Source organism: Agarivorans sp. MS3-6, from assembly GCF_054112545.1.
Window position 1 is genome coordinate 420,199 of record NZ_CM134202.1, and the last position, 22,370, is coordinate 442,568.

The 22,370-nt window shown below is 44.7% G+C and carries 23 protein-coding genes and 1 riboswitch; of the genes, 13 read left to right on the plus strand and 10 right to left on the minus strand.

From position 1 onward, the window contains the following. Positions 1-100: 100 nt before the first annotated feature. Positions 101-2,224, minus strand: coding sequence for a fatty acid oxidation complex subunit alpha FadJ (fadJ, locus tag ACVFI8_RS01965; protein WP_457872879.1), 2,124 nt, complete (start codon positions 2,222-2,224; stop codon positions 101-103). After that, positions 2,224-3,531 carry an acetyl-CoA C-acyltransferase FadI gene (gene fadI / locus ACVFI8_RS01970; protein WP_457872880.1) on the minus strand — a complete coding sequence of 436 codons (1,308 nt, stop codon included), beginning with the start codon at positions 3,529-3,531 and terminating at the stop codon, positions 2,224-2,226. The genes fadJ and fadI overlap by 1 nt, the downstream gene beginning before the upstream one ends. A gap of 178 nt (positions 3,532-3,709) precedes the next feature. Between fadI and ACVFI8_RS01975 the strand changes: the two genes are divergently transcribed. The 6 genes from ACVFI8_RS01975 to ACVFI8_RS02000 all read left to right on the plus strand — a co-directional run bounded on the left by ACVFI8_RS01975 (position 3,710) and on the right by ACVFI8_RS02000 (position 10,530). Beyond that, a complete protein-coding gene (locus tag ACVFI8_RS01975) occupies positions 3,710-4,666 on the plus strand; it encodes an AAA family ATPase (protein ID WP_457872881.1) in 957 nt (318 codons plus the stop codon). After that, positions 4,666-5,580, plus strand: a complete 915-nt coding sequence (locus ACVFI8_RS01980) for a DUF58 domain-containing protein (protein WP_457872882.1) — start codon at positions 4,666-4,668, stop codon at positions 5,578-5,580. Before ACVFI8_RS01975 ends, ACVFI8_RS01980 begins: the two co-directional genes overlap by 1 nt. Next, positions 5,573-6,103: a DUF4381 domain-containing protein gene (locus ACVFI8_RS01985; protein ID WP_457872883.1), complete on the plus strand. Its 531-nt coding sequence runs from the start codon at positions 5,573-5,575 to the stop codon at positions 6,101-6,103. The genes ACVFI8_RS01980 and ACVFI8_RS01985 overlap by 8 nt, the downstream gene beginning before the upstream one ends. Continuing rightward, positions 6,096-7,097: a VWA domain-containing protein gene (locus ACVFI8_RS01990; protein ID WP_457872884.1), complete on the plus strand. Its 1,002-nt coding sequence runs from the start codon at positions 6,096-6,098 to the stop codon at positions 7,095-7,097. The genes ACVFI8_RS01985 and ACVFI8_RS01990 overlap by 8 nt, the downstream gene beginning before the upstream one ends. A 103-nt stretch (positions 7,098-7,200) precedes the next feature. Next, positions 7,201-8,934: a VWA domain-containing protein gene (locus ACVFI8_RS01995; protein WP_457872885.1), complete on the plus strand. Its 1,734-nt coding sequence runs from the start codon at positions 7,201-7,203 to the stop codon at positions 8,932-8,934. Continuing rightward, a complete protein-coding gene (locus ACVFI8_RS02000; RefSeq protein WP_457872886.1) occupies positions 8,935-10,530 on the plus strand; it encodes a BatD family protein in 1,596 nt (531 codons plus the stop codon). A 4-nt stretch (positions 10,531-10,534) separates the two neighbouring features. Here ACVFI8_RS02000 and ACVFI8_RS02005 read toward each other — a convergent pair whose 3' ends face one another. Next, positions 10,535-10,819: a YfcZ/YiiS family protein gene (locus tag ACVFI8_RS02005; RefSeq protein ID WP_457872887.1), complete on the minus strand. Its 285-nt coding sequence runs from the start codon at positions 10,817-10,819 to the stop codon at positions 10,535-10,537. Between the two features lie 151 nt (positions 10,820-10,970). Between ACVFI8_RS02005 and ACVFI8_RS02010 the strand changes: the two genes are divergently transcribed. The 4 genes from ACVFI8_RS02010 (at position 10,971) to ACVFI8_RS02025 (ending at position 14,294) form a co-directional block, all read left to right on the plus strand. Further along, a complete protein-coding gene (locus ACVFI8_RS02010) occupies positions 10,971-11,537 on the plus strand; it encodes a sigma-70 family RNA polymerase sigma factor (protein ID WP_248715116.1) in 567 nt (188 codons plus the stop codon). Further along, positions 11,506-12,249, plus strand: a complete 744-nt coding sequence (locus tag ACVFI8_RS02015; RefSeq protein WP_248715115.1) for a DUF3379 family protein — start codon at positions 11,506-11,508, stop codon at positions 12,247-12,249. Before ACVFI8_RS02010 ends, ACVFI8_RS02015 begins: the two co-directional genes overlap by 32 nt. 286 nt (positions 12,250-12,535) lie before the next feature. Continuing rightward, positions 12,536-13,792, plus strand: a complete 1,257-nt coding sequence (locus ACVFI8_RS02020) for an outer membrane protein transport protein (RefSeq protein WP_457872888.1) — start codon at positions 12,536-12,538, stop codon at positions 13,790-13,792. Between the two features lie 100 nt (positions 13,793-13,892). Next, positions 13,893-14,294, plus strand: a complete 402-nt coding sequence (locus ACVFI8_RS02025) for a MerR family transcriptional regulator (protein WP_248715113.1) — start codon at positions 13,893-13,895, stop codon at positions 14,292-14,294. Here the strand turns inward: ACVFI8_RS02025 and ACVFI8_RS02030 are convergent. After that, on the minus strand, positions 14,291-14,875 hold the full coding sequence (locus tag ACVFI8_RS02030; protein ID WP_457872889.1) for a thymidine kinase: 585 nt from the start codon (positions 14,873-14,875) through the stop codon (positions 14,291-14,293). The genes ACVFI8_RS02025 and ACVFI8_RS02030 overlap by 4 nt on opposite strands. Positions 14,876-14,899: 24 nt before the next feature. After that, the gene (locus ACVFI8_RS02035) at positions 14,900-16,474 is read right to left on the minus strand and encodes a Na+/H+ antiporter NhaC family protein (protein ID WP_457872890.1); all 1,575 of its coding nucleotides are present in this window, start codon (positions 16,472-16,474) and stop codon (positions 14,900-14,902) included. Between the two features lie 58 nt (positions 16,475-16,532). Continuing rightward, positions 16,533-16,704, minus strand: a riboswitch (Lysine riboswitch). A gap of 177 nt (positions 16,705-16,881) precedes the next feature. On the opposite strand from ACVFI8_RS02035, the gene ACVFI8_RS02040 reads away from it, so the two are divergent. Next, a complete protein-coding gene (locus tag ACVFI8_RS02040; RefSeq protein ID WP_248715110.1) occupies positions 16,882-17,289 on the plus strand; it encodes an H-NS family histone-like protein in 408 nt (135 codons plus the stop codon). Between the two features lie 53 nt (positions 17,290-17,342). On the opposite strand, the gene galE is transcribed toward ACVFI8_RS02040, so the two are convergent. Together galE and ACVFI8_RS02050 are read right to left on the minus strand one after the other, a co-directional pair. Beyond that, a complete protein-coding gene (gene galE / locus ACVFI8_RS02045; RefSeq protein WP_248715109.1) occupies positions 17,343-18,356 on the minus strand; it encodes a UDP-glucose 4-epimerase GalE in 1,014 nt (337 codons plus the stop codon). Between the two features lie 236 nt (positions 18,357-18,592). Further along, entirely contained in the window at positions 18,593-18,832 is a 240-nt protein-coding gene (locus ACVFI8_RS02050) for a hypothetical protein (protein WP_457872891.1), read from the minus strand. 81 nt (positions 18,833-18,913) lie between these two features. On the opposite strand from ACVFI8_RS02050, the gene queC reads away from it, so the two are divergent. Both queC and rrtA read left to right on the plus strand, forming a co-directional pair. After that, on the plus strand, positions 18,914-19,579 hold the full coding sequence (gene queC / locus ACVFI8_RS02055) for a 7-cyano-7-deazaguanine synthase QueC (protein WP_248715107.1): 666 nt from the start codon (positions 18,914-18,916) through the stop codon (positions 19,577-19,579). A 37-nt stretch (positions 19,580-19,616) separates the two neighbouring features. Continuing rightward, positions 19,617-20,195 (plus strand): rhombosortase, encoded by a 579-nt coding sequence (gene rrtA / locus ACVFI8_RS02060; RefSeq protein ID WP_457872892.1) that lies wholly within the window; start codon positions 19,617-19,619, stop codon positions 20,193-20,195. Here rrtA and pyrF read toward each other — a convergent pair. From pyrF to ACVFI8_RS02075, 3 genes are read right to left on the minus strand one after another with little or no spacing between them, the layout of a single operon-like run. After that, positions 20,192-20,890: an orotidine-5'-phosphate decarboxylase gene (gene pyrF, locus ACVFI8_RS02065; protein WP_457872893.1), complete on the minus strand. Its 699-nt coding sequence runs from the start codon at positions 20,888-20,890 to the stop codon at positions 20,192-20,194. The genes rrtA and pyrF overlap by 4 nt on opposite strands. Positions 20,891-20,895: 5 nt before the next feature. Further along, complete coding sequence (gene lapB, locus ACVFI8_RS02070; RefSeq protein ID WP_457872894.1) at positions 20,896-22,065, minus strand: lipopolysaccharide assembly protein LapB; 1,170 nt, start codon at positions 22,063-22,065, stop codon at positions 20,896-20,898. After that, positions 22,065-22,355, minus strand: a complete 291-nt coding sequence (locus ACVFI8_RS02075) for a LapA family protein (protein ID WP_248715103.1) — start codon at positions 22,353-22,355, stop codon at positions 22,065-22,067. Before ACVFI8_RS02075 ends, lapB begins: the two co-directional genes overlap by 1 nt. Between the last annotated feature and the right edge of the window lie 15 nt (positions 22,356-22,370).

A 22,370-nucleotide genomic window follows, 5' to 3' on the forward strand; every position in this document is an offset into this window, starting at 1 on the left:
TACTACAAATTGGCCGAGAATAATAACAGAGATAGTGGCAATTCACTAAACCCAAAACAAACCATTTGCTTTGGGCTCAGTGATTCACTTTCCAGCTATGTTAGGCGTAATAAACCTGCCCTTGTTCAGCCATACTCACCAAAGCCTCACAGGGTTTGAATCGTTCACCGTAGTTAGCTTCCATGGCGTGTAACTCGGTCACTAATTTATCAATGCCAATAGCGTCCATCGCGCGGAACGGTCCACCCAAGAATGGCGGGAAGCCAATGCCAAAAATGGCACCTAAATCACCATCACGAGCACTGCGAATAACCCCTTCATCTAAGCAGCGAGCGGCTTCATTCAGCATCATATATACGCAGCGCTTAGCCAGTGTTTGAGCATCCATATCGCCCTTAGGTTTAACCCCTAACACTGCGTAGACTTTTTCATCTACTTGCTTGGCTTTGGATTTTTTACCTTTACCGTATAAGTAGAAGCCACGGCCGTTTTTCTTACCTAAACGCTGGTCATCAATCAGTTTGGCAAACGCATCGGGGGCTTTAAATCGCTCACCCAATTCTGCTTCCAAGATTGGGGCGATTTTAGAGCCTACATCAATGCCCACCTCATCTAACAACGTCATAGGCCCAACCGGAAAGCCATAATCAAGCAAGGTGTTATCTAAATGCTCAATACTTTGACCTTCAAGTAGCAACAGTGCCGCCTCATTCATGTAAGGCGCCAAAATACGGTTTACATAAAAGCCGGCACCGTCTTTAACCACAATCGCCGTTTTCCCCTGCTTACGGGCAAATTCTAGGGTATCAGCAATAGTTTGCTCGCTAGTTCCGCTATGCGGGATAATTTCAGCCAGAGGCATTTTTTCAACTGGACTAAAATAATGTAAGCCAATAACCTGTTCTGGGCGCTTGGCGGTGGCGGCAATTTGAGTAATCGGTAATGAAGAGGTATTACTGGCAAAAATGGTATGTTGATTACAATTGGTTTCAATGTCTGCCACCATTTGTTGTTTAAGCGCTAAATCTTCAAATACTGCCTCTACCGCAATTTGAGTATTCTGCATCCCAACGAAGTTGGTACCACCAGTAATAGCATTCATTTGTTGTTGTAGCTGAGCGTGACTGATAAAACGGCGTTTTCGCTTTTTATCAAGTAGCTTATAAGCATAATTAAGCCCACCTAATACGCCCTGCTCACTAATATCTTTAATGCGAACTTGCGCCTTGGCTTTAGTGGCAGACACAAAAGCAATACCGGCGCCCATCAAACCGCCACCTAATACGGCAACTTGGTTTATTTTTTGCGGCTTAACCCCGTCAAACAGGCTTTCTTTTTTAAGCTCATTTGAGGCGAAAAATAAGCCACGTAAAGCCGCTGACTCAGAACTCTTCACTAAACCGGCAAAACGCTTAGCTTCTTCTTGGTAAGCGGCATCAGTACTTTTATCGATTCCCGCTTTAACACAGGCAATAATTTCCATTGGCGCAGGGTAATTACCACGCGTTTTAGTTAAGGTTTGTTTGGTTACTTGTGAAAATAAAACGTTTCTACCCAGCGGGTTGCCTTCAAGCAACTGCGACACCATGCTTAGCTTAGCTTTTGGCCTGCGTTTGGTTTTGCCTGCATATTTTTTGGCTACCTCTAGCAATACGCTATTGGGGACCACTTCATCAACTAGACCACTTTTTAGGGCTTGTTTTGGACGAAGCTGCTTACCCGTAAGCATCATTTCTAAGGATTTTTGAATACCCACTAGCTTAGGTAAGCGTTGGGTGCCACCGCCGCCCGGCAATAAACCCAACTGTACTTCTGGCAAGCCTAGACTGGTTTTATCATCTAGGCTACATACTCGATAATCACACGCTAACGCCACCTCTAAACCGCCACCTAAACAAGGTCCATGAATGGCGGCTATCACTGGCATCGGTAATTTAGCTAGACGAGCGAATACTTTGTGACCGTCTTGCGATAATTTTTGCGCGTCTTCGGCTGTGTCGCAGCTATCCAACATACCTATATCCGCACCCGCAATGAAAGAATCAGCTTTACCGCTATATACCACTAAACCACTAAGCTGCGATTGCGTCTCTAAATCAGCCAAAATAGTATCTAACTGCGGGCCAAACTCTGCTTTTAAGGTGTTCATGGATTCGCCATGTACATCAATTTTAAGTAGTGCGATATTGTCTTCAATGTTTAGTGTAAAAGTTTGCTGTTCCATTACTCAACCTCCAAAATCATAGCTGCACCCAAACCACCCGCGGCACAGGCAGTAGTCAAACCTAAGCCCCCACCCCGTCGACGCAGTTCGTTAAGCATTTGAGTAATCATTCTTGCTCCGGTGGCCGCAAAGGGGTGACCATAAGCAATAGAACTGCCCATTACATTGAATTTTTCCATATCAATCTCACCCAAGGCCTGATCGCGACCAATTGATTTAGCGAATTCATCGCTGGCGAACATTTTTACGTTAGCCAGCGTTTGCGCGGCAAAGGCTTCATGCATCTCGATAAGGTCTAAGTCTTGTAGGGTGATACCAGCGCGATCTAAGGCTATTGGCGTTGCATAAGACGGCCCCATCAACATATCTTCCCAAACATCAATGCCAGCAAAAGCATAGCTTCTAATGTAACCCAATATTGGTAAGCCTAGGGCTTTGGCTTTATCTTCTCGCATTAACAATACCGCGGCTGCGCCGTCAGTAAGCGGCGTGGCATTAGCGGCTGTCACAGAGCCGTGTTTACGGTCAAAAACGGGCTTTAATTTGGCTAATTTTTCTTCGCTTGAGTCACCACGAACATTGTTGTCACGGCTAATTGCGGTTTTGTAAGGCTCTGGATAAGCGGTCATTACCTCATCATCAAGCTTGCCTTCTTCCCAGGCTTGATAGGCTAAATGATGCGACCGAGCAGCCAATTTATCTTGTTCTGCACGCGCTATACTGTGGGTTTTTGCCATTTGCTCAGCAGTTTGTCCCATTGAGATACCCGTTGAATATTCCGCCACTGCAGGTGGCACCGGCACCAAATCTTTAATACGCAGCTTTTTAATAATGTTCCAACGTTGTCCGGCTGTACGCGCCTTTGATAAACCCAGTAAACTGCGAGCCAGCTTTTTGCTAACACCAATAGGTAATACTGATGACGAATCAGCCCCACCCGCAATGCCGCAATCAATAGTGCCTGCCATAATCGACTCTGCTACGTTAACGGCAGCTTGAAAACTGGTAGCACAAGCGCGCGAGACACTGTAGGCGTCGGTAGAGACATCAAGCGGCGTGCCTAATACGATTTCTCGAGCGATATTCGGCGCGGCGGGCATCTGCACCACTTGGCCAAACACCAGTTGTTGAATTTCTTTAACATCGAGGTCTACGCGTTTAATTAATTCGTTAACCACCATTTTGCCAAGATCTACGGCGGGTACATCCTGATAAGCGGTAGACTGTCGGGCGAACGGCGTACGCAAACCGGCTACCACTGCGATTCGAGCCCCATTGGCGGTCTTTAAAGATTGTTGTTGGTGCATTCAATATATCCTTAACAAGTTAAGAGGTCCGACCTCATGGGTTTATATTAACTAATTATTCACATAATTCAAACAAGTGATTAAAACTTGTGTTAAGCCGTCAAATTTTAAGGAAAAATTTTGCGCCTAGCGCAGAGTGCTTTATCATCCGCAAGCGAGAGACAATTCAGAGGATAGAATGAGCAATAACAATTTATCGGCCATAAGAGATTATCTTAATCAAAGCATTGTTGGCCAATCAGAATTTATTGAACAATTACTTGTCGCCTTACTCTCCGATGGGCATATTTTAGTTGAAGGCCCGCCGGGGCTGGCAAAAACACGCGCAGTAAAAGCCTTATCAGAGTGTATTGAGGGTGACTTTCATCGAGTTCAGTTTACACCAGACTTATTGCCGGCTGATCTCACGGGTACCGATATTTTTCACCCCGAAACTGCCAGTTTTAGTTTCCAAAAAGGGCCCATTTTTCACAACCTGGTATTGGCCGACGAAATTAACCGCGCCCCCGCTAAAGTACAATCAGCCTTACTAGAAGCGATGGCGGAGCAACAAATTACCGTGGGTAGCACTAGCTACGCCTTACCAAAACTGTTTATGGTAATGGCAACTCAAAACCCAATTGAACAAGAAGGCACCTATCCGCTGCCTGAAGCCCAGCTAGATCGCTTCATGTTCAAATTGTGTTTAGACTACCCCGATGCAGAAAACGAACTAAAAATTCTGCAACTCACCGAGCGAGAAGCCAAGCAAGTTCACTTACGTAAACCAGAGCCTCTCACTCAGCAGAAACTTTTTGCCTTGCGTCGTGCCATTTTAGAAGTACACATTGCCCCACAGCTTAACCAGTATATTGTTGACTTGGTTGTGGCTACTCGCCAACCCGAGCGTTATACCGATGAGTTTAGCCAATGGTTAGAGTTTGGTGCCAGCCCTAGAGCCAGTATTTCGTTGGCCAGAGCAGCTAGAGCCAAAGCATGGCTCGATGGGCGTGATTTTGTGAGCCCAGACGATATCCAACAATTGGCCTATCCAGTATTACGTCATCGCTTGTTATTAAGTTACCAAGCCCAAGCGAAAGGGATACAAGCCGATGCTGTCATACAGCGTCTTATTGAATTGGTAGCCTTTGCCTAATGAACACCATCACCCGTCAATCTCCAGTTAGTCTCGACATCGAACAACTGATAGAAGCCAGAGCGATTCATCTCAATATGCCCCCTTGGCGTCAAGTATCGAGTAATCGAAGCGGTAATCGCTTGAGTAAAGTACGTGGTCGAGGCATGGAGTTTGATGAAGTGCGGCATTACCAAGCTGGTGATGACATACGTTGTATTGATTGGCGCGTGACCGCTCGCACCGGTAAAACGCATACCAAGCTATTTCGCGAAGATCGCGAACATCCCGTGTTCATTTTCTTGGATTTATCACACTCAATGTATTTTGGCAGTGGCGATAAACTCAAGTCGGTATTTGCTAGCGAGTTGGCCGCTTGCTTAGGTTGGAATGCCCAACAACTCGGTGAGCGAGTAGCGTTAATGCTGCACCTTGGCGAACACAGTCATAATGAAAAACCGGCCGCCAGTAAAACCCATTGGTTAGCCCAACTAAATAGCATTGCAGAGCAACATAATCGGCAGTTTGCGGCACTCAGTAGCCAGCGAATAGGCAATATGTCACCTAATCAAAACTTAGAAACGCTCTGCCAACTGGTTAAAACCGGTTATCAAGTGCATCTAATTAGTGATTTTTACCATTTTGACCAGGCTGCAGCATTGCACTTGCAACGTTTGTCTAATCACAACCAAGTATTTGCTTGGCAAATTAGCGATCCTTTAGAGCAACAGCTGCCAAAATCTTCAAGTAGCCAGCAATTACAGGTAAATAATGGCCACTCTGAAGGCTATTTACAGCCAGACAATAAATCGTTTCGCCAACAATTTAAACGCTTAGCGAACCAGCGCCAGCAAACCATTGATGGCATGCTGCAGCAAGCGCGAATTCCTCATCAGCATTTCTCAACAGCGTTAGAGTGGCAGGACTATGCCTGAGCAAAGTGACCTACTAGCAAATTTAGAAGATATTATTCTACCCACCCATTATGAAACGGCCCTCCCAGCGGTGGGTTGGTGGCTATTAGCCATGGTAATTATTGCGGCATTGGTTGGCTTGTTGTTTTCCAGTTGGCGTTATTGGCAATTGTGTAAACCTCGCCGCGAAGCCTTGCAGCTACTAAATCAAGCAGAACTGACCTTGAGTGAAACCAACCAATTAATGAAACGTTTGGCCTTAAGTTATTACCCAAGGCAACAAGTGGCGTCACTCAGTGGTGAGGCTTGGCTGAGCTTTCTCGATAGCACGCTTAAGGGCAATAGCAGCGCATTTATATCGATTAAGCAACAGTGGCAACAACAATTGTACGCGCCTTCGCCTAGTACACTAGATGCTGATACTGCAGCCCTATGTAAGCGTTGGGTAAGAAATCTACGCCCACCGGTTAATTTACGTTCTTTTTTATCCTTAGCTGCCACCAGCAACCAACAATCGGGAATAACAAGGGGCCAAGATGTTTGAATTTGTATGGCCTTATGCTTTTTTTGCTATCCCTTTATTGTGGCTAGTGGAACGCTTTAGCCAATCTCAGCAAAGCCAACAACCGGAACAATTGCTCAATACCAGCCTGCCTTACACACAGCAGCAAGCTGAATTAGATAAACCAAACAGCCCACTAAAACAAAGTTTGCGTTGGGCAATTTGGCTACTGTGTCTGACGGCTTTAGCTAGACCAGTGTGGTTAGACGATCAAGTTCAGGGAATCAATGAACAGGGCCGAGATTTACTGTTGTCGGTTGATATGTCGAGCAGCATGCAAATCAAAGATATGCAACTCGATGGCGAGGCGGTAGATAGGCTAACGGCCCTTAAATATTTATTGAAAGAATTTATTGAACAACGTCGAGGTGACCGCCTTGGTATGATTTTATTTGCCGACCACGCCTACTTATCTTCTCCCTTGAGTTTTGATGTCGATTCTTTGCTGGTTCAGGTGGATGAACTTGTTCATGGTTTAGTCGGTGATAGAACTGCCATCGGCGAAGGCATAGGGCTTGGCATTAAACAGCTAATGAACCACCCTGCCGAGCAACGGATACTTATTTTACTCACCGATGGGCAAAACACCTCCGGAGCAGTTGAGCCGATACAAGCCGCTGAGATGGCTGCCAAAAGCCAAGTAGTTATTTATACCATAGGGGTTGGCGCTGATGAGTTTTACCAACAAACACTATTTGGAACGCGCAAAGTTAACCCTTCTCAAGACTTAGATGAACAGCTATTGCAAGAAATTGCAGGCATGACCGGCGGGAAGTACTACCGTGCTCGAAGCACTGACGAGCTAGCACAAATATATCAAGAAATTGGCGCTTTAAACCCGATGTCTGAAGCCCAGCAATACTATCGCCCACAATACGAATTGTATTACTGGCCGCTTTCTTTGCTCACCCTGCTGCTGCTAGCGGCCTTAATTGGCCCTTTGCTTAGCCAGCGCTTTAGTAGAGAGGCTCAATAATGGTTACGACCAGTTTAGTGCGCCCCCAAAGGCAGCGACTAGCAAGCTTAATCCGTCCTTTCTGCTCTTTGGTTGCTCAAAGCTTTATTAAGGAGGCACGGTAATGTTAGATATCAGTTTATTGCGCCCCGAATGGCTGTTATTAAGCCCCTTGTTATTACTACTGTTGCTTAAAAAACAGCAACGAGAGCAATCTGCATGGAGCCAACTACTCAGCCCTGGCATTGCTAAATACCTCATCACCTCGCCCCAGCAAGCTAAACGCTCACAATGGTCACTAGCAGGCTTATTTAGTTTAATCATACTGGCACTCAGCGGCCCCAGCATCGTCAGCGATGATGTTCCACTCTACCGAGAAGGCAGTGCGCGGGTATTAATCATGGATATGTCCTACTCCATGCGCGCTCGTGACGTAAAACCCGACCGAGTTGAGCTGGCAAAATACAAAGCCTTAGATTTATTAAACCAATGGCAAGACGGCGAAACGGCACTGATTGCATACGCCGGTGATGCTTTTGTATTAAGTCCCTTAAGCAGCGACACCAATACGCTGGCTAACTTGGTTCCCCACCTAAAACCAGAGTTAATGCCCAGTCATGGCTCAGCCCTTAATTTGGCGATTGAACAAGCCGCCGAGTTGATTAAACAAGCCGGCTATGCCACAGGCGATGTGGTATTAATTGGGGATGGTATTAGTGAGCAACAAATGACCAAGAGTTTAGCTAGCCTGCAACGGCACAACTTGCGTTTCTCTATGTTGGCACTAGGTACCGAAGAAGGCGCGCCAATTCCATTGGAAAATGGCAGCATGCTTAAAGATCAATACGGCAGCATTGTTATCCCTAAGTTACAAGCCGAGTATTTTTTGCCCTTGTGTCAACAAACCGCAGGGATTTGCCAACTGATAAGTGCCGATAACAGTGATATTGAAAAACTCGGCTCATTACGAAGCCGCAATAGCGAGCAAAACCAAGTTAGCGCGCAGCAAGGGCAAATAAGACAAGATGTGGGTTACTACCTACTACCGTTTATTCTATTGCTATTACTCAACAGCGTTCGCCGTGCCGAACTATTAATGCTTAGCATAACCCTAGGCGTGTTTACGCTACCTAAGCCTGCTACAGCCGCTGATATCTGGCAGAATGACGCCCAACAAGCACACCAAGCCTTTGAGGCAGAGCAATATCAACAAGCCGCAGAACTGTTTAACGATTCTAGCTGGAAAGCCTCGGCGCTATATCGAGCCGGTGAATATCAGCAAGCTCAGCAACTGTTCTCTCAAGATGACAGCGCTGAGGGTTGGTTCAACCAAGGTAATTCCCTCACTCAGCTTGGTCACTACCCCGAAGCAATATCTGCCTATGAGCAGGCTTTGCAACGCCAGCCTGATTTAGAAGCCGCTAGCCATAACAAAGGGCTGGTTGAAAAACTGCTTGAACAACAGCAAAACCAGCAGCAACAATCAGAGCAATCGAAGGATGATTCAGAGCAATCTCAAGAAAACAATGAGCAACAGCAATCGGCTGACTCTCAATCACCACAGCAAAACGACGACTCAGACACTGCGCAAGAACAACAAGCCGCAGAGGAAGACCCCGACCAACAGCAACCAAATGAACAACAGCAAGCCGAACAAGCCGAAGCGACTGAGCCAGCAGAAGACGATGAACAGCAAAGCGCGCAAGCGGGTTCACCAAGCGGTGAGCCATTGGATAAAGATCAGCTAGAACAATGGTTGGATGAACTGCCTAACGACCCTAGCTTATTGCTACGCAACAAAATGTACCTTGAATACCAAAAACGCCGTCGTCAACCCAGCAATCAGGAGAATTGGTAAGTGAAAGCGCTCAGCCTTTGTATTATTCTTTTACTTAGCTTAAACAGTTATGCCACTACTGAAGTAACCGCTACCGTCAGTCAAAATCCGGTCGCTGTTGGGCAAGCCTTCACCCTAGAAATCATCGCTGATGACACCCTGCCAGCCAGCGAATTTGATTCATCAGTATTGCTACGCCAAAACTTTGTGGTTGGCAGCACTTCTACGGGTAGGCAGCACACGAGTATCAATGGGGTGTCATCCACCCAAACCCGTTGGACAACCACCTTGTTAGTGCGAGAAGAAGGCAGCTACCTGATCCCCTCTTTCAGTATTGGCGGCCAGCAAACCATCCCTATTCAACTAAAAGCTAAAACCATTGCAGCCATAGAGCCAAGCAAAGACCAAGTGCGCATGGAAGTGAGCCTCGACAATGCGCAAGTATATATCGGCCAGCCGGTGCGTTTTACTGCAAAAATATGGGTGGCCAATAGTTTAGATCAAGCCAATATTATTGCCCCAAGTATGTTAGGCGCAAAAATTGAGAAGCTAGGTGATGACAAACAAGATTTAGAGATTGTAGACGGTAAGCGTTATCGCACACTATTACGCCACTGGCTGATCACCCCAGAAAAAGCCGGTCAATTTGAGGTAAAAGGTCCACGTTTAAGTGGGCTTGCCAATGATATTAACCGCCGAGCTCGCCCGGTAGATATCGCCGCTCAAACCTTATCTTTAGAAGTAAAAGCACCGCCTGCTGATTTCCCAGGCACCTGGCTCCCCTCGACCGACGTGCTGCTCTATGAAGAAATCCAACCTTTACAAAGTGATTATCAACAAGGCCAAGCCTTTACTCGCATTATCAATTTAACCATTGCAGGCATCACTGAAGCGCAGTTACCCGAGATAAGCATCGACTACGGTGATGATTTTCGGGTTTACCCTGAAGACTATCAAGACCGAACCATCGTCAAAGACGGCATTGTATTCGCGCAGCGCAGCTTAAATGTTGCGCTCATTCCGGTAAATACTGGCGAGCTGAGTCTGCCGGGCTGGTCGGTCCCTTGGTGGGATTTAGGCAGCGACCAATTGGCCACGGCAAAAATAGCCGAGCGAACAATGACTGTCGTAGCCGCACCAATTAATCAACAATTGGCAAACTTGCAGCCAAGCGCCACAGACACCCCACAAGCACCTAGCCAAGCGACCACTTCAATTTGGACATGGCTATTTGCGATAGCTTGGCTAGTGACTTTAGGACTATTAGTATGGAGTGTGAAACGTCGCCGCGGCGCACCCCTTCAGCAGTCTGAACAACCACCAAGCCCTGAACAAGCTGATGGCTTAAACAATCAACCTTGGCAACAATTTGCTAATGCGTGCCAGCAGCAACAGAGCCAAGTAGCAGAACACGCCTTGCGTCAATGGCTAAACCAACAGCCAACGTCGCGTGAATTAGAGATGCAACTACAGCAACTATCTCGGGAAAACTGGGGGAATAATGCGCAAGCAGCGCTAGATTTGAAGCAGTTTTATCAGCAGTGCGCCAGTATTAAGAAAAAGTTAAAGGCTAAAAAAGAGCAAGGCCAGTCGGCACTGTCCTCGCTCAACCCTTAAGCGGTTAGCGGTTAAGGCTTAATTGAAAGATTAAGCTTTCTGCTTGGCAGGCAAAAGTGAAAGACGCGTTTAATTTAACCCCGCCTTCTACGGTGCTGATGTCGCTAGTGATCTCGCAAGGATCTGATTCGGCCTTGCGTGCTTTTTCAATTAAATTAGCTAATCTTGCTTCCGCTAGCGCTTGTTCTGCAAACCCTTCTTCAACAACAGCGGTAAGCTCTTCACCGTCGATTACCGCACCTACATCTACACAACAGCAAGTTTGTGATTCTTCTAATTTAGTTTTCATCAATTTTCCTTTATTTTTGCGACCGACCTTACTATTCACACAACTTAAACTAAGGCGCGATCAGGTGTACAATGTGTACCACATAGGCAGTTAACTCTCTTTGATACGTATCATAACAGATTAGTCTTAGGCGTTTTATCTAGGAATTTACATGGTTGTTGATTTTTTTCGAAAGAAAAAGCAAACCGACTCGGTCATGTCGGGTATGGAAGCAAAACAAAAACGTTATGAAGCCCTCGTGCAGGCTTATAATCGAGATATTTATCGTTACGCCTATTGGCTGGTACACGATAAACACATTGCCGAAGACATTGTTCAGGAAACTTTTCTGCGAGCATGGCGATCGCTCGATAGCCTAAAAGACGAAAAAGCGGCTAAGTCGTGGTTAATCACCATATTACGACGCGAGAATGCGCGACGGTTTGAGCGCAAACAGTTTAATTTGGTGGATATCGAAGACCACTCGGTGGCCGATGTTCATTCAACATCCACCGAACAGCAAATTGAAAATGTATGGCTAAGGCGGCAGATTGACAAGCTTGCTCCCGAATACAAAGAACCGCTATTGCTGCAAGTGATTGGTGGTTTTAGTGGGGACGAAATTGCTGAGATGTTAGAACTGAACAAAAACACCGTGATGACACGTTTGTTTCGCGCCCGCAATCAACTAAAAGAAGCCTTAGAAGATGGCCAAAATCGAGGACACAGTAATGGATGAGCTAGAGTTTCGCCGCCAGTTGTATACCAATCCTCGTGAACGCAACGACGCGCTCATCGAGGAAGCGACCAGAACCAGCAAAAACAAGCAACTATTTGATGATATGCAACAGTTCGAAAGTAAATTAGAACAAGCACTAAATGTAGATGTGCCAGATGCATTGGCTGAACGTTTAATTTTGAGCCAAAGCTTTGATGACTCGCAGTTGCGTTACAAACGCAAAACCCGTTTTCACCTTGCGGTGGCTGCGTCTGTCGCCTTTGCGGTGGGTATCAGCATCAATTTTAACCCGTGGCAAACTAGCGAAAGTCACGACATGGGGCAAATAGCACTCCATCATGTTTACGATGAAATGCCCTACATTAGTGGTGTGGATGAACAACCTAACTTACAAACAATTAATGCTAAGCTGGTGCGTTATGGTGCTAGCTTTGACCAAATCCCTGGCGATGTCGTGTACGTAAACCATTGTGCTTATGCTGGTAGTCCCGCTTTTCACATGGTAATGAAAGGAAAAATGGGCTCTAACATCAATGTGTTTGTGGTGCCTAAATCAACCGAACTACAGGCGGTTGAAAGCTTTGCTGATAAGAAGATGCACGGTATGGTTACCGCCTTAAACAATGCCAGTTTAGTGGTCGTAGGCGAGCGAAATGAACCCATAGAAAAAACCGTGGAAGCCCTCACTCACGATCTAAATCAGTCAATATAATGTGCTTTACCCGCCAACATTAACGATTAACAGCGTTAATGTTGGCAAAGCCATATTAGCTTTTGTTATTCTCACACCAATATCTGCAAATCACCCATTCTGCTTTTATTTTCTAGCTAACTCACAAGTTAAACGCCTGTTTAACTTTTGTGCGGCAGCTCGAAGTTTTGACAAAAACAATTAACACTTACTTAACATTTTATTAAATTACCCCTAATCTGGTCAGAGGTCAGTGGTCTGACTTGGTGTAATTATAATAACTTAACCCCGTTATAAAGAGGGAACGATGAAAATAAGGAAATTACCACTCGCACTTATTGCTGCGTCTGCAACACTTACTGCCACTGAGCTTAGCGCCGCTGGCTTTCAATTGGTTGAGCATTCGGCGACAGGCTTAGGCCGCTCTTTTGCAGGTGAAGCGGCGATTGCCGACAATGCAGCGGTTATGGCGCGTAACCCCGCTGCCATGGCGATGTTTGATAGCATCGCTGTCTCTGGTGCCTTAAGCTACATCGCTCCTGACGTTTACGTTAAAGGTAATAACGGACTATATAGTGAAGATGAAAAAGCCAGAACAAACAACGATGTAGTTCCTGCTGCGGCGGTACCGGCTGGTTATTTCATCCAACCCTTGAACGACCAGTGGGCCTGGGGGGTAGGCATGTTCTCTAACTTCGGTTTGTCCACTGACTACCCTGCTGACTATCCTGATGGTGACTTGGCAGGACAAACCGAGTTAATTACTTTGAACCTAAATCCAAATGTTTCTTACCGCATCAATCAACAATTTAGTATTGGTGCAGGGGTGAACGCAGTTTATGGCACCGCTAAGCTAGTGCGTAACTTTGGCACTGGTGGTCCCTTCCCTGCCGATGGTACAGCGGCTTCTTTAGAAGGTGACGGCTGGGGCTTTGGTTGGAATGTTGGCGCCTTATGGGAAGTAAATTCAAACCACCGTTTTGGTATTAGCTACCGCTCTAAGGTCGATTTAGGTTTTGAAGGTGATTTCCATTCAGATATTCCAGAAGGACTAAGTGATAATCCCTACGGAACGGGCGGTGAAACTATTCCCGGTGAGCTCACCCTTAACCTTCCCGATATTTTCGAGTTCTCAGGTTATAACCGTTTAAATGATGCCTTTGCGGTTCACTACAGCTATGTATGGACCGGCTGGAGTACTTTCCAAGAAATTAACGCCACCTCTGAGGGCATTGGCAGTGTGTTAAACAAACAAGAGAAGTTTAGCAACTCTTACCGCGTTGCCTTTGGCGGCACGTGGTACTTAAATCCTGCTTGGGAATTGCGCGCCGGTATGGCTTTTGACCAAAGCCCATCACGTACCCATAAAACCATTAGTATTCCGGATAACGACCGTTACAACTATGGCTTAGGTTTCACTTACCACCTCAGTGAAAAAGGCAGCTTAGATGCTGGCTTTACCTACATTCAAGGTAAAGAAGGTAGCTTTAATGAAGAAGGTGTAGAGTTTGTATCTAAGGGCGATGCCTATATTGCCGCCATTCAATACAACCATAGCTTCTAATTATTAAGCCGCCAGTGACTCGCTGGCGGCTGTTGTTCATTTGACCAATCACCGCTTAGCAACCACGCTTTAGTCACTTCCACTTTATTTTGAGGTAACAATGGCCACAACGCCAACGCCTTTTACGATTAGTGATTTAGCCAAAGAATTTGCCATTAGCACCCGCAGTATTCGTTTCTACGAAGACCAAGGACTATTGCAACCATTACGCGTAGCCAGTAAAAGACTCTACAGTAAACATGATAAGTTACGGCTTAAGCTAATTTTGCGGGGCAAACGTTTAGGCTTTTCCTTAAACGAAATTAAAGAACTATTTGACCTCTATGACGCCAAGTTAAACAGCAGTCATGAAGTCGTTAATCTACTGGATAATATTAAGCTTAGAAAAAGAAGTTTATTACAGCAGCTTGAAGACATTCAGGTTGTATTAATGGAGTTGAAATCAGCAGAGCGCCGCTGTAGCAACGCCCTCACTGATCTTAATCAATCTAATAAAGCTTAATGCTCGCCCGCGTTACCTTGAATAAAGTGCTTACGGCACAACGATACGTAACGTTCATTACCGCCAATTTCTATTTGTAAGCCCTCACTCACCACTTGACCATTTTGATCAATGCGCGCGTTAAAGTGCCCCTTATTGCCACACCAACAAATGGTTTTTAGTTCTTCCAGTTTGTCCGCCAAACATAGTAAATGATAAGCACCTTCAAACAACTCACCCATAAAGTCAGTTTTTAACCCATATACCATAACCGGTATATTCAGCTCATCCACGACTTTGGCTAACTGGTAGACTTGGTCGCGGCTTAAAAACTGGCCTTCATCGACAATCACTACATCTTGTTTACTGGATTGATGTTTGTTCATTACCAAGTCAAACAAGTCTTGTTGTTTATTAAAGGTTTCAGCCTCAAGTGACAAACCGACTCTTGCTTTAATTACCCCGACACCATCGCGAGTATCCAACGCTGGAATTAAAGCCAGCGGGCACAAACCTCGCTCTAGATAATTAAAGTGAGCTTGAATCAACTGCGTTGATTTACCTGAATTCATTGCTGCATATTTAAAATGTAGTGAAGCCATTTACAACTCTGTTCCTAAATAATTTTACGCACACGCTTTCGCGGACGATTGCTGTAATTGATACAAACCCGCAGTGAGCAGACCAAATAACACCAAACCAACCGATAAGGCCGTCATAACACTGCCGCTGAAGCCCATCACTAAATAGCTAACAATGCTAATAGCTGCGACCAATAGCGCATAAGGTAGCTGAGTGGCTACATGGTCTATATGGTGACAAGCTGCGCCCGTCGAAGACAAAATAGTGGTATCAGATATCGGTGAACAATGATCACCAAATACTGCACCCGCCAATACCGCTGACAGCATAGGCAGAATTAACGCCACATCACTGGCCACCGCCATGTCAGCCGCAATCGGTAACATGATGCCGAATGTTCCCCAGCTAGTGCCCGTTGAAAACGCCATAATACCAGCCAGAATAAAAATAAGTACCGGTAACATTGCCGGATTAATCGCGCCATGTAGTTTTGATGCTAGGTACTTACCGGTTTCCATATCACCAATAACGCCGCTGATTGACCAAGCAAATAACAAGATCAGGATAGCCGGGCTCATGGCTTTAAGCCCTAGCCATATGGCATTAACTAATTGAGAGGCGGTTAATGACTGTTTGACAGCAAAAGCGATACTCACCGCTAAGCCTACTAGGCCACCATACACTAGGGATAAGGTGACATCGGTATTTTCTAGAGCGGCCAATAAACTAAAGCTTTGCTCTTGGTCAAGAGCTTGCGCCCCTGTCACGACGAAGCTAATAAAAGTGACGGCGGTTAATAATAAAATTGGCAACACCAAACCCAATGGTGACCCATTACTGGCCTCAAACTGATGATTAACACTACCGGCAGGCTCTCCTTTGCTGCTATCAAACAACTCGCCTTGCTGAGCGGCAGTTTCGTGCTTCTTCATTGGGCCAATATTGAGGTTGAAATAGGCGACAGTTAAAGCCATTAATAAGGCGAATATCGCATAAAAGTTCAGTGGGACCATCGCAGCAAACGCGGCCAGTGGGGTGATATCGGTAATACCATGGGTAACCAAAATACCACCCACTAAGGCGATAATGTATGCGCCCCAGCTAGATAATGGCATTAATACACACATCGGCGCAGCGGTTGAATCGAGCAGATATGCCAGCTTGGCGCGGGATACGCCGGCTTGATCGGTTAACGGACGAGCGACACTGCCAACCGCAAGGCTGTGAAAATAGTCATCAACAAACACGACAAAGCTTAATAAGGCGGTGGTTACCGTAGCATGGCGCTTAGTTTTGATTCGCGTTTTGGCCCATTCAGCAAAAGCATGGGTAGAGCCGGTGGCGGTCATTAAACTGGTCATGCCCCCTAACAGCAGCAGAAACACTATAATTTGCGAGTTCCACGAATTCACTGCGCCGTCTTCCCAAACTAAACCCACGGTTAGCTGCGCTAAGTATTCGCTGCTGCCAGTGAAAGAGTAACCACTCAGTAAAAAGGCGCCAGTAACAATGCCACAGCTTAAGGCGAGTATCACCCTACGAGTTGCAAGTGCAACCACAAGGGCAATAACAGGAGGTAAAATTGACAATAAGGAGTCGGTATATGGAATTGTTTGCATGAGTTCTCTATTTGTATTGTAGAGAGCAAACCGAGTTGGACTTCATCATTTGAAGGCAGGACTCTGTAGCTCTCCATAGTGTTAACTATGACAATGCTGTACTTATTAAATACAGCACCAGCAATATTCCCAGATAAGGTTTATTGCTTCGGCACCAGCCCCTTTCACGCAAAATCATTGGCATCACCCCATATTGCGCTACTTTTGACTGACGCTCCTCTACATATCAGTATTAGTGACTAAATTGTACCGCAAAAACCAGAATTAACAACCTAAAATTTCCGAAACGGCCAAGCCAGTTAATAGTGACAAAATGGCTTATTTGTAAGTAGTTAATTGACAATGCAAGTTATCTAATTAATATTTGTTGTGAAGGTTAAATATATAAATATAAAAGTAGGGGTAACATGAGCGATTTCATTAAAGTGTTTTTAAACGCAAGAAGCTTAAAAGCAGCCACCAAAGAATTATCTATCGAACAAATTGAAGAAAGCTATAATAAATTAAAGTCAATTCTCGACGACCGTTATCAAGCGCAACAAGAAGAAGAAAAACAGTTACAAGAAAAACGTGAAAAGCTTGAAAAATATAAAGCGCTACTAGAGCAAGACGGTATTGATCCTAGCGAATTATTGTCAATGATCGAACAAGCGCCAGTAAAAGAACGTAAAAAACGTCAACCTTTACCTGCTAAATATAAATTTGTTGACGAAAATGGCGAAGAAAAAACGTGGACAGGTCAAGGCAGAACGCCATCACCAATTCAAAAAGCCATTAAAAATGAAGGTAAATCTAAAGACGATTTTCTTATCTAAATAGAGTGCTAACTAAAAGCGAGCGATAAGCTCGCTTTTTTTAACGGCTAAGGTTACGAGCCGAAACCATTAGGATTACCTTGCTGCCAACGCCACGAGTCTTCTGCCATATCTGCCAAGCTTAATTCTGCTTGCCAATCTAACTCCTGCTTAGCCAAAGAAGGATCTGAATAACAGGCGGCTATATCGCCAGGTCGGCGCGGGGCGACTTTATAATTAATGGTTTTACCTGACACCGCCTCAAAAGACTTAATCATATCAAGTACACTATAACCCTGCCCTGTCCCCAAGTTATAGGTGACGAGGCCAGCATTGCCCGCCAATTTGTCTAACGCTTTTAAATGCCCTTTGGCTAAATCAACAACGTGAATATAGTCACGTACCCCAGTACCATCAGGCGTATTGTAGTCGTCGCCAAACACACTAAGCTGGGCTAAACGGCCCACCGCCACTTGAGTAATATAAGGCACAAGGTTATTAGGAATACCATTAGGGTCTTCTCCTATTAACCCAGATTTATGAGCCCCCACGGGGTTAAAGTAACGTAATAGCGCAATGTTCCAACTGCTGTCAGATTTATATAAATCACCCAGCATTTCTTCAACAATAAGTTTTGAGCGGCCATAAGGGTTAGTCGCCCCCGTTGGAAAGCTCTCTATAATTGGTACCGTTGCTGGGTCACCATAAACCGTTGCCGAGGAACTAAATACCAGGTTTTTTATATTAAACTGAGCCATTACCTCACATAATACCAACGTACCGGATACATTATTTTGATAATAATGAAGCGGCATTTGGGTAGATTCGCCCACCGCTTTTAGCCCGGCAAAATGTATTACTGCAGTGATGTTATTTTTAGAAAATATTTCAATTAACGCCTCTTTATCCAAAACATCAGCTTGATAAAAAGTCGCCCTTTTCCCACATATTTGCTCAACGCGATCAAGCGAGGTTTGATGAGAATTGCACAAGTTATCAACGACGATAACTTCCTCGCCTTGATTGAGTAATTCCACTACAGTGTGGCTGCCAATATACCCCGCACCACCGGTCACTAATATAGCCATAATAATCCTTAATTAAGAAAGCTTGGTAATTTTTTGGAATAGATTTAGTGTCATAGCAACTCTACCTATTCCAATGTATTTATGAGTTTGTAAAGACAAACACCGGTTATTTTTAATACATCTGTCAATACACAATTTAGTCGTTCTTGCATGTTGGCTAATAGCTTGCAGACAAACCATTACGTCCTTATTACTTGAGCCGCACAATAATAATTGCTTTAAATTGTCGATGTCTTTCACCCTACTCTACTCGGTGTTTTATTTCGCACGACTGAGAAGTTTACCCAACGCGACATATCACCACTAACACCGATGAGGGTGACGAGTGCTTGTTCATCGGCTAGGTTTACCGGCCAAGTTTGCTTGAACCACACTAAACCCACCAGGTCACTACCTTGTAAGCGAACAAAAACCGCAGCGGCTCCGGCATGAAATTCATCGCTTAGAAAGGTTTCAAATATCGCATTAACCGGCAAATAGCCCGCTTACATTTGTATCCCAATTGATAATAAGCGAAAATCAATAGCAATATTAAACCACATTTTTAAGTGCAAACAATGAAAGAAAAGGCAGTCGTCATTTATTCTGGCGGAATGGATTCTTTTACGGTATTACATAAAACGCTTGAACAAGGTCTTCAGCCCTTCGCTCTCAGTTTTAACTATGGCCAGCGCCATATTAAAGAGTTGGATTATGCTAAAAAGGTCTGTAATGATCTGAGTCTGGAACACAAAATTGTTGATATTAGTAGCATCAATCAATTGTTAGCCGGTTCATCTCTGACTTCAGATCTCGACATTCCTGAAGGGGATTACCAAGAAGAATCGATGAAATCTACTGTAGTGCCCAATCGAAATATGATTTTGCTCTCTTTAGCCATTGCTTATGCAGTATCAATTGGCGCTAAAAAAGTATTCTATGGGGCACATTCTGGTGATCACGCCATTTATCCGGATTGCCGACCAGAATTCGTCAATAAAATGAATGATGTCAGCTTAGTGGCCAACTATGACCCAGTAGAAGTGATAAGCCCTTACTTGCTGCAATCAAAAATAGAAATACTACAAGATGGTTTACGCATGAACTTAGATTATGCGCAAACTTGGACCTGTTATAACGGCCGCGAACAAGCTTGTGGAAAATGCGGAGCCTGTCAGGAGCGTCTGGAAGCATTTCAGTTAAACGGCCTTAACGACCCGCTAAGCTACGAGCATCAAGGATAAATGCTGTACCTTGGATCAACCGCCGACGCTGCTAACTATGTATAGTATTTTGCTGAAACGTTTTTGGTTTTTATGGCTGATGATAGCATTATCTTGGTTATTATTACCCCATAGTGATTGGGCAAGTTGGCACTTAAAACAGATCCAAGCAGGCCAATACTGGCGCATATTAAGCGGTAACTTTTGTCACAATAATTTCATTCACTGGTTAATGAATGTCGCCGCCCTAACCCTCATTTATTTTATCTATGATGAACGTTTATCCAATCGCCATTTTTTGCTAATCAGTATCACTATAAGCAGTATTGGCGGTTATGCCTTACTTTACGCAAACTATGCAGAGTACGTTGGGCTGTCTGGTTTAATACATGGCTTGTTGGCCTACGCAGCAAGTGTAGATGTGATCAAAGGTAACGCTAAAATTGGCGGTTTAGTGTTAGCTGGCTTGTCTATAAAACTACTACTAGAACAACTGTACGGCGGTGACCCATGGGTCAAACAAATGATAGGCATTGATGTTGCTATCAACGCCCACCTCTATTTCGCAGTGGTGGGTGTTTTAATGGCGCTGGCTTATTTAGTTGTGAAGAAAGCCAGCACACCAGTTGCTCGCTAAGCTAACAATTGTTGGTTAATCGCGCTAAGCACTTCAGCAGGAGCTTCAGCTTTAGTGATAGGCCTTCCTATCACTAAATAGTCAGAACCCGCTCTAATCGCTTCTAGCGGTGTCATGATTCGACGTTGGTCGCCTTGATCACTGCCTGCTGGTCTAATACCCGGTGTAATTAACGAGAAGTCTACACCCAGTAGTTTTTTCAGTGATTGAGCTTCATGTGCTGAGCAGACAACACCGTCTAAACCACACTGCTTAGTTAAAGTGGCTAAGCGCTCTACCTGTTGCTGGGGGCTAATGCTAATGCCCAGTTCAGTTAAATCCGATTGATCCATGCTGGTTAAAACGGTAACGGCGATCAGCTTAGGGCGTTTATCACCGTAAGGTTCTAAAGCGGCTTTAGCGGCTTCCATCATTCTTCTTCCGCCACTCGCGTGAACGTTCACCATCCATACGCCTAACTCAGCGGCGGCACTCACAGCCTTAGCGACGGTATTTGGAATATCATGAAACTTAAGATCTAAGAAAACCTCAAAACCACGTTGATGCAGTGTATTAACCAGCTCAGGTCCAAATAAAGTAAACATCTCTTTACCCACTTTTAGCCGACATGAACCAGGCTCAAGCTGAGCAACAAAGTTCAAACACTCTTTTAGATCCGCGTAATCTAAGGCGACTAATACTTTAGGGTCTTGCATTGGTTCTATTCTCCGTCGAGTCCCATTATCGGTTTTACTGTTCCCCAGCTTTTACAAGAAGGGCAATGCCAGTAAATTGAATGCGATGTAAAACCACAACGTCGACACTGATAATGGGGTTTAATTTTAAGTTGTTGTGTGACTAGACCACGTAATACTTGTAAGCTCTGCTTGGCTTGACCTTCTTCAGCCGAGTTTAAGTGTAGTCCCATTAAGTGGTGAAACCCTTTCATGGTGGGGTTACGTTTAAGTTCATCGGCTAATAAATCTTGCGCTTGCTCTACGCCGTGCACTTCTTGATAAACTGCTGACAGCTCTACCACTACGCTAGCGCTGCTTTTTAGAGACAAGCAATATTCTAAAAATTGCTGATAGTATTCAGGCTTACCCATTTGTTCACTACAAGATTTATAGATAGCTAAGGCGTCAGAGGCGAAGTCTATATCCTGTTCAGGGATCTTATTTAGATATTTTAGTGCGCCCTTAAAATCACCTTGAGCACGTTGAATTTGGGCCAAATGCAAACTGGCTCTAACGCAGTTCTTGTCATTAGATAAGGCTTTTTTCAGTAAGGCTTGGCTTTTCGGCTGTTTACCTGCGGTTTCTAATTCCTGCGCCTGTTCGCAATAAAAGTGGGCTATTTGTCGGTGAATATCATTAAGTTGCTTAGGGTCGACTTTTTTAGCGATTATAATCGCTTGCTGCCACTCGCGCGTTTGTTGGTAAATGCTGAGTAATTGCTTCAATGCTAGCTGCCGGTAATCAGGCTCTTCTTGTAGCTCAATTAATAAGGCTTCTGCTCTATCGAATAAGCCAGCAGCCAAGTAATCTTTAGCCAGTTGTTGTAAAGCCAAATTACGCTGGTCTATATCAATGCCTTCACGAGCAATCAGGTTTTGGTGAATCCGAATGGCGCGGTCTACTTCTCCGCGTTGACGAAAAAGATTGCCAAGGGCGAGGTGGGTATCAATGGTATCAGAATCGACTTGGAGTAAGTCAATAAACAAATCTACAGCTTTATCAGATTGGTTGGAAAGAAGTAAGTTTAAGCCTTCAACATATTGTTTAGATACGTGATTTGCTTGTTGTTGCTGACTTTGCCTTACACTGCGCTGCCCCATATACCAACCATAGGCTGCAGCAACAGGTAATAACAAGAACAACAAGCCAAGCATTAATTATCCTTGACCATCTCGTTTTGCAGTTTATTCAGTTGTTTCTGTTGTTTTGCCAAACGCCGCTTTAAGCTTGCGCTTTCCATACGAATGCGTGTATAGAAGGCCAACAAAAACAGTAAACAGGTAATAAAACCGGTAATAAATAAGCCAGCCATTAACCATGAGAGTCGCATGTCAGATTCAGCGATAAGATAATTAACACTCACAATTTCGTCATTCTGAGCGCCAACAGCTAACGCTGTTACAAACAACACAACCAAAAGTAATGTAGAAAATATTGCTTTCACACAACCTCCTAAGCC

Coding starts and splice junctions, on each gene's coding strand:
- ACVFI8_RS01980 (WP_457872882.1), top strand. CDS start 4,666: ATGAACACCATCACCCGTCAATCTCCAGTTAGTCTCGACATCGAACAA.
- ACVFI8_RS02005 (WP_457872887.1), bottom strand. CDS start 10,819: ATGAAAACTAAATTAGAAGAATCACAAACTTGCTGTTGTGTAGATGTA.
- fadJ (WP_457872879.1), bottom strand. CDS start 2,224: ATGGAACAGCAAACTTTTACACTAAACATTGAAGACAATATCGCACTA.
- ACVFI8_RS02035 (WP_457872890.1), bottom strand. CDS start 16,474: ATGCAAACAATTCCATATACCGACTCCTTATTGTCAATTTTACCTCCT.
- queC (WP_248715107.1), top strand. CDS start 18,914: ATGAAAGAAAAGGCAGTCGTCATTTATTCTGGCGGAATGGATTCTTTT.
- pyrF (WP_457872893.1), bottom strand. CDS start 20,890: ATGCAAGACCCTAAAGTATTAGTCGCCTTAGATTACGCGGATCTAAAA.
- ACVFI8_RS01985 (WP_457872883.1), top strand. CDS start 5,573: ATGCCTGAGCAAAGTGACCTACTAGCAAATTTAGAAGATATTATTCTA.
- ACVFI8_RS02040 (WP_248715110.1), top strand. CDS start 16,882: ATGAGCGATTTCATTAAAGTGTTTTTAAACGCAAGAAGCTTAAAAGCA.
- lapB (WP_457872894.1), bottom strand. CDS start 22,065: ATGCTTGGCTTGTTGTTCTTGTTATTACCTGTTGCTGCAGCCTATGGT.
- ACVFI8_RS02020 (WP_457872888.1), top strand. CDS start 12,536: ATGAAAATAAGGAAATTACCACTCGCACTTATTGCTGCGTCTGCAACA.
- ACVFI8_RS02010 (WP_248715116.1), top strand. CDS start 10,971: ATGGTTGTTGATTTTTTTCGAAAGAAAAAGCAAACCGACTCGGTCATG.
- ACVFI8_RS02015 (WP_248715115.1), top strand. CDS start 11,506: ATGGCCAAAATCGAGGACACAGTAATGGATGAGCTAGAGTTTCGCCGC.
- ACVFI8_RS01975 (WP_457872881.1), top strand. CDS start 3,710: ATGAGCAATAACAATTTATCGGCCATAAGAGATTATCTTAATCAAAGC.
- ACVFI8_RS01990 (WP_457872884.1), top strand. CDS start 6,096: ATGTTTGAATTTGTATGGCCTTATGCTTTTTTTGCTATCCCTTTATTG.
- ACVFI8_RS01995 (WP_457872885.1), top strand. CDS start 7,201: ATGTTAGATATCAGTTTATTGCGCCCCGAATGGCTGTTATTAAGCCCC.
- ACVFI8_RS02025 (WP_248715113.1), top strand. CDS start 13,893: ATGGCCACAACGCCAACGCCTTTTACGATTAGTGATTTAGCCAAAGAA.
- ACVFI8_RS02030 (WP_457872889.1), bottom strand. CDS start 14,875: ATGGCTTCACTACATTTTAAATATGCAGCAATGAATTCAGGTAAATCA.
- rrtA (WP_457872892.1), top strand. CDS start 19,617: ATGTATAGTATTTTGCTGAAACGTTTTTGGTTTTTATGGCTGATGATA.
- galE (WP_248715109.1), bottom strand. CDS start 18,356: ATGGCTATATTAGTGACCGGTGGTGCGGGGTATATTGGCAGCCACACT.
- fadI (WP_457872880.1), bottom strand. CDS start 3,531: ATGCACCAACAACAATCTTTAAAGACCGCCAATGGGGCTCGAATCGCA.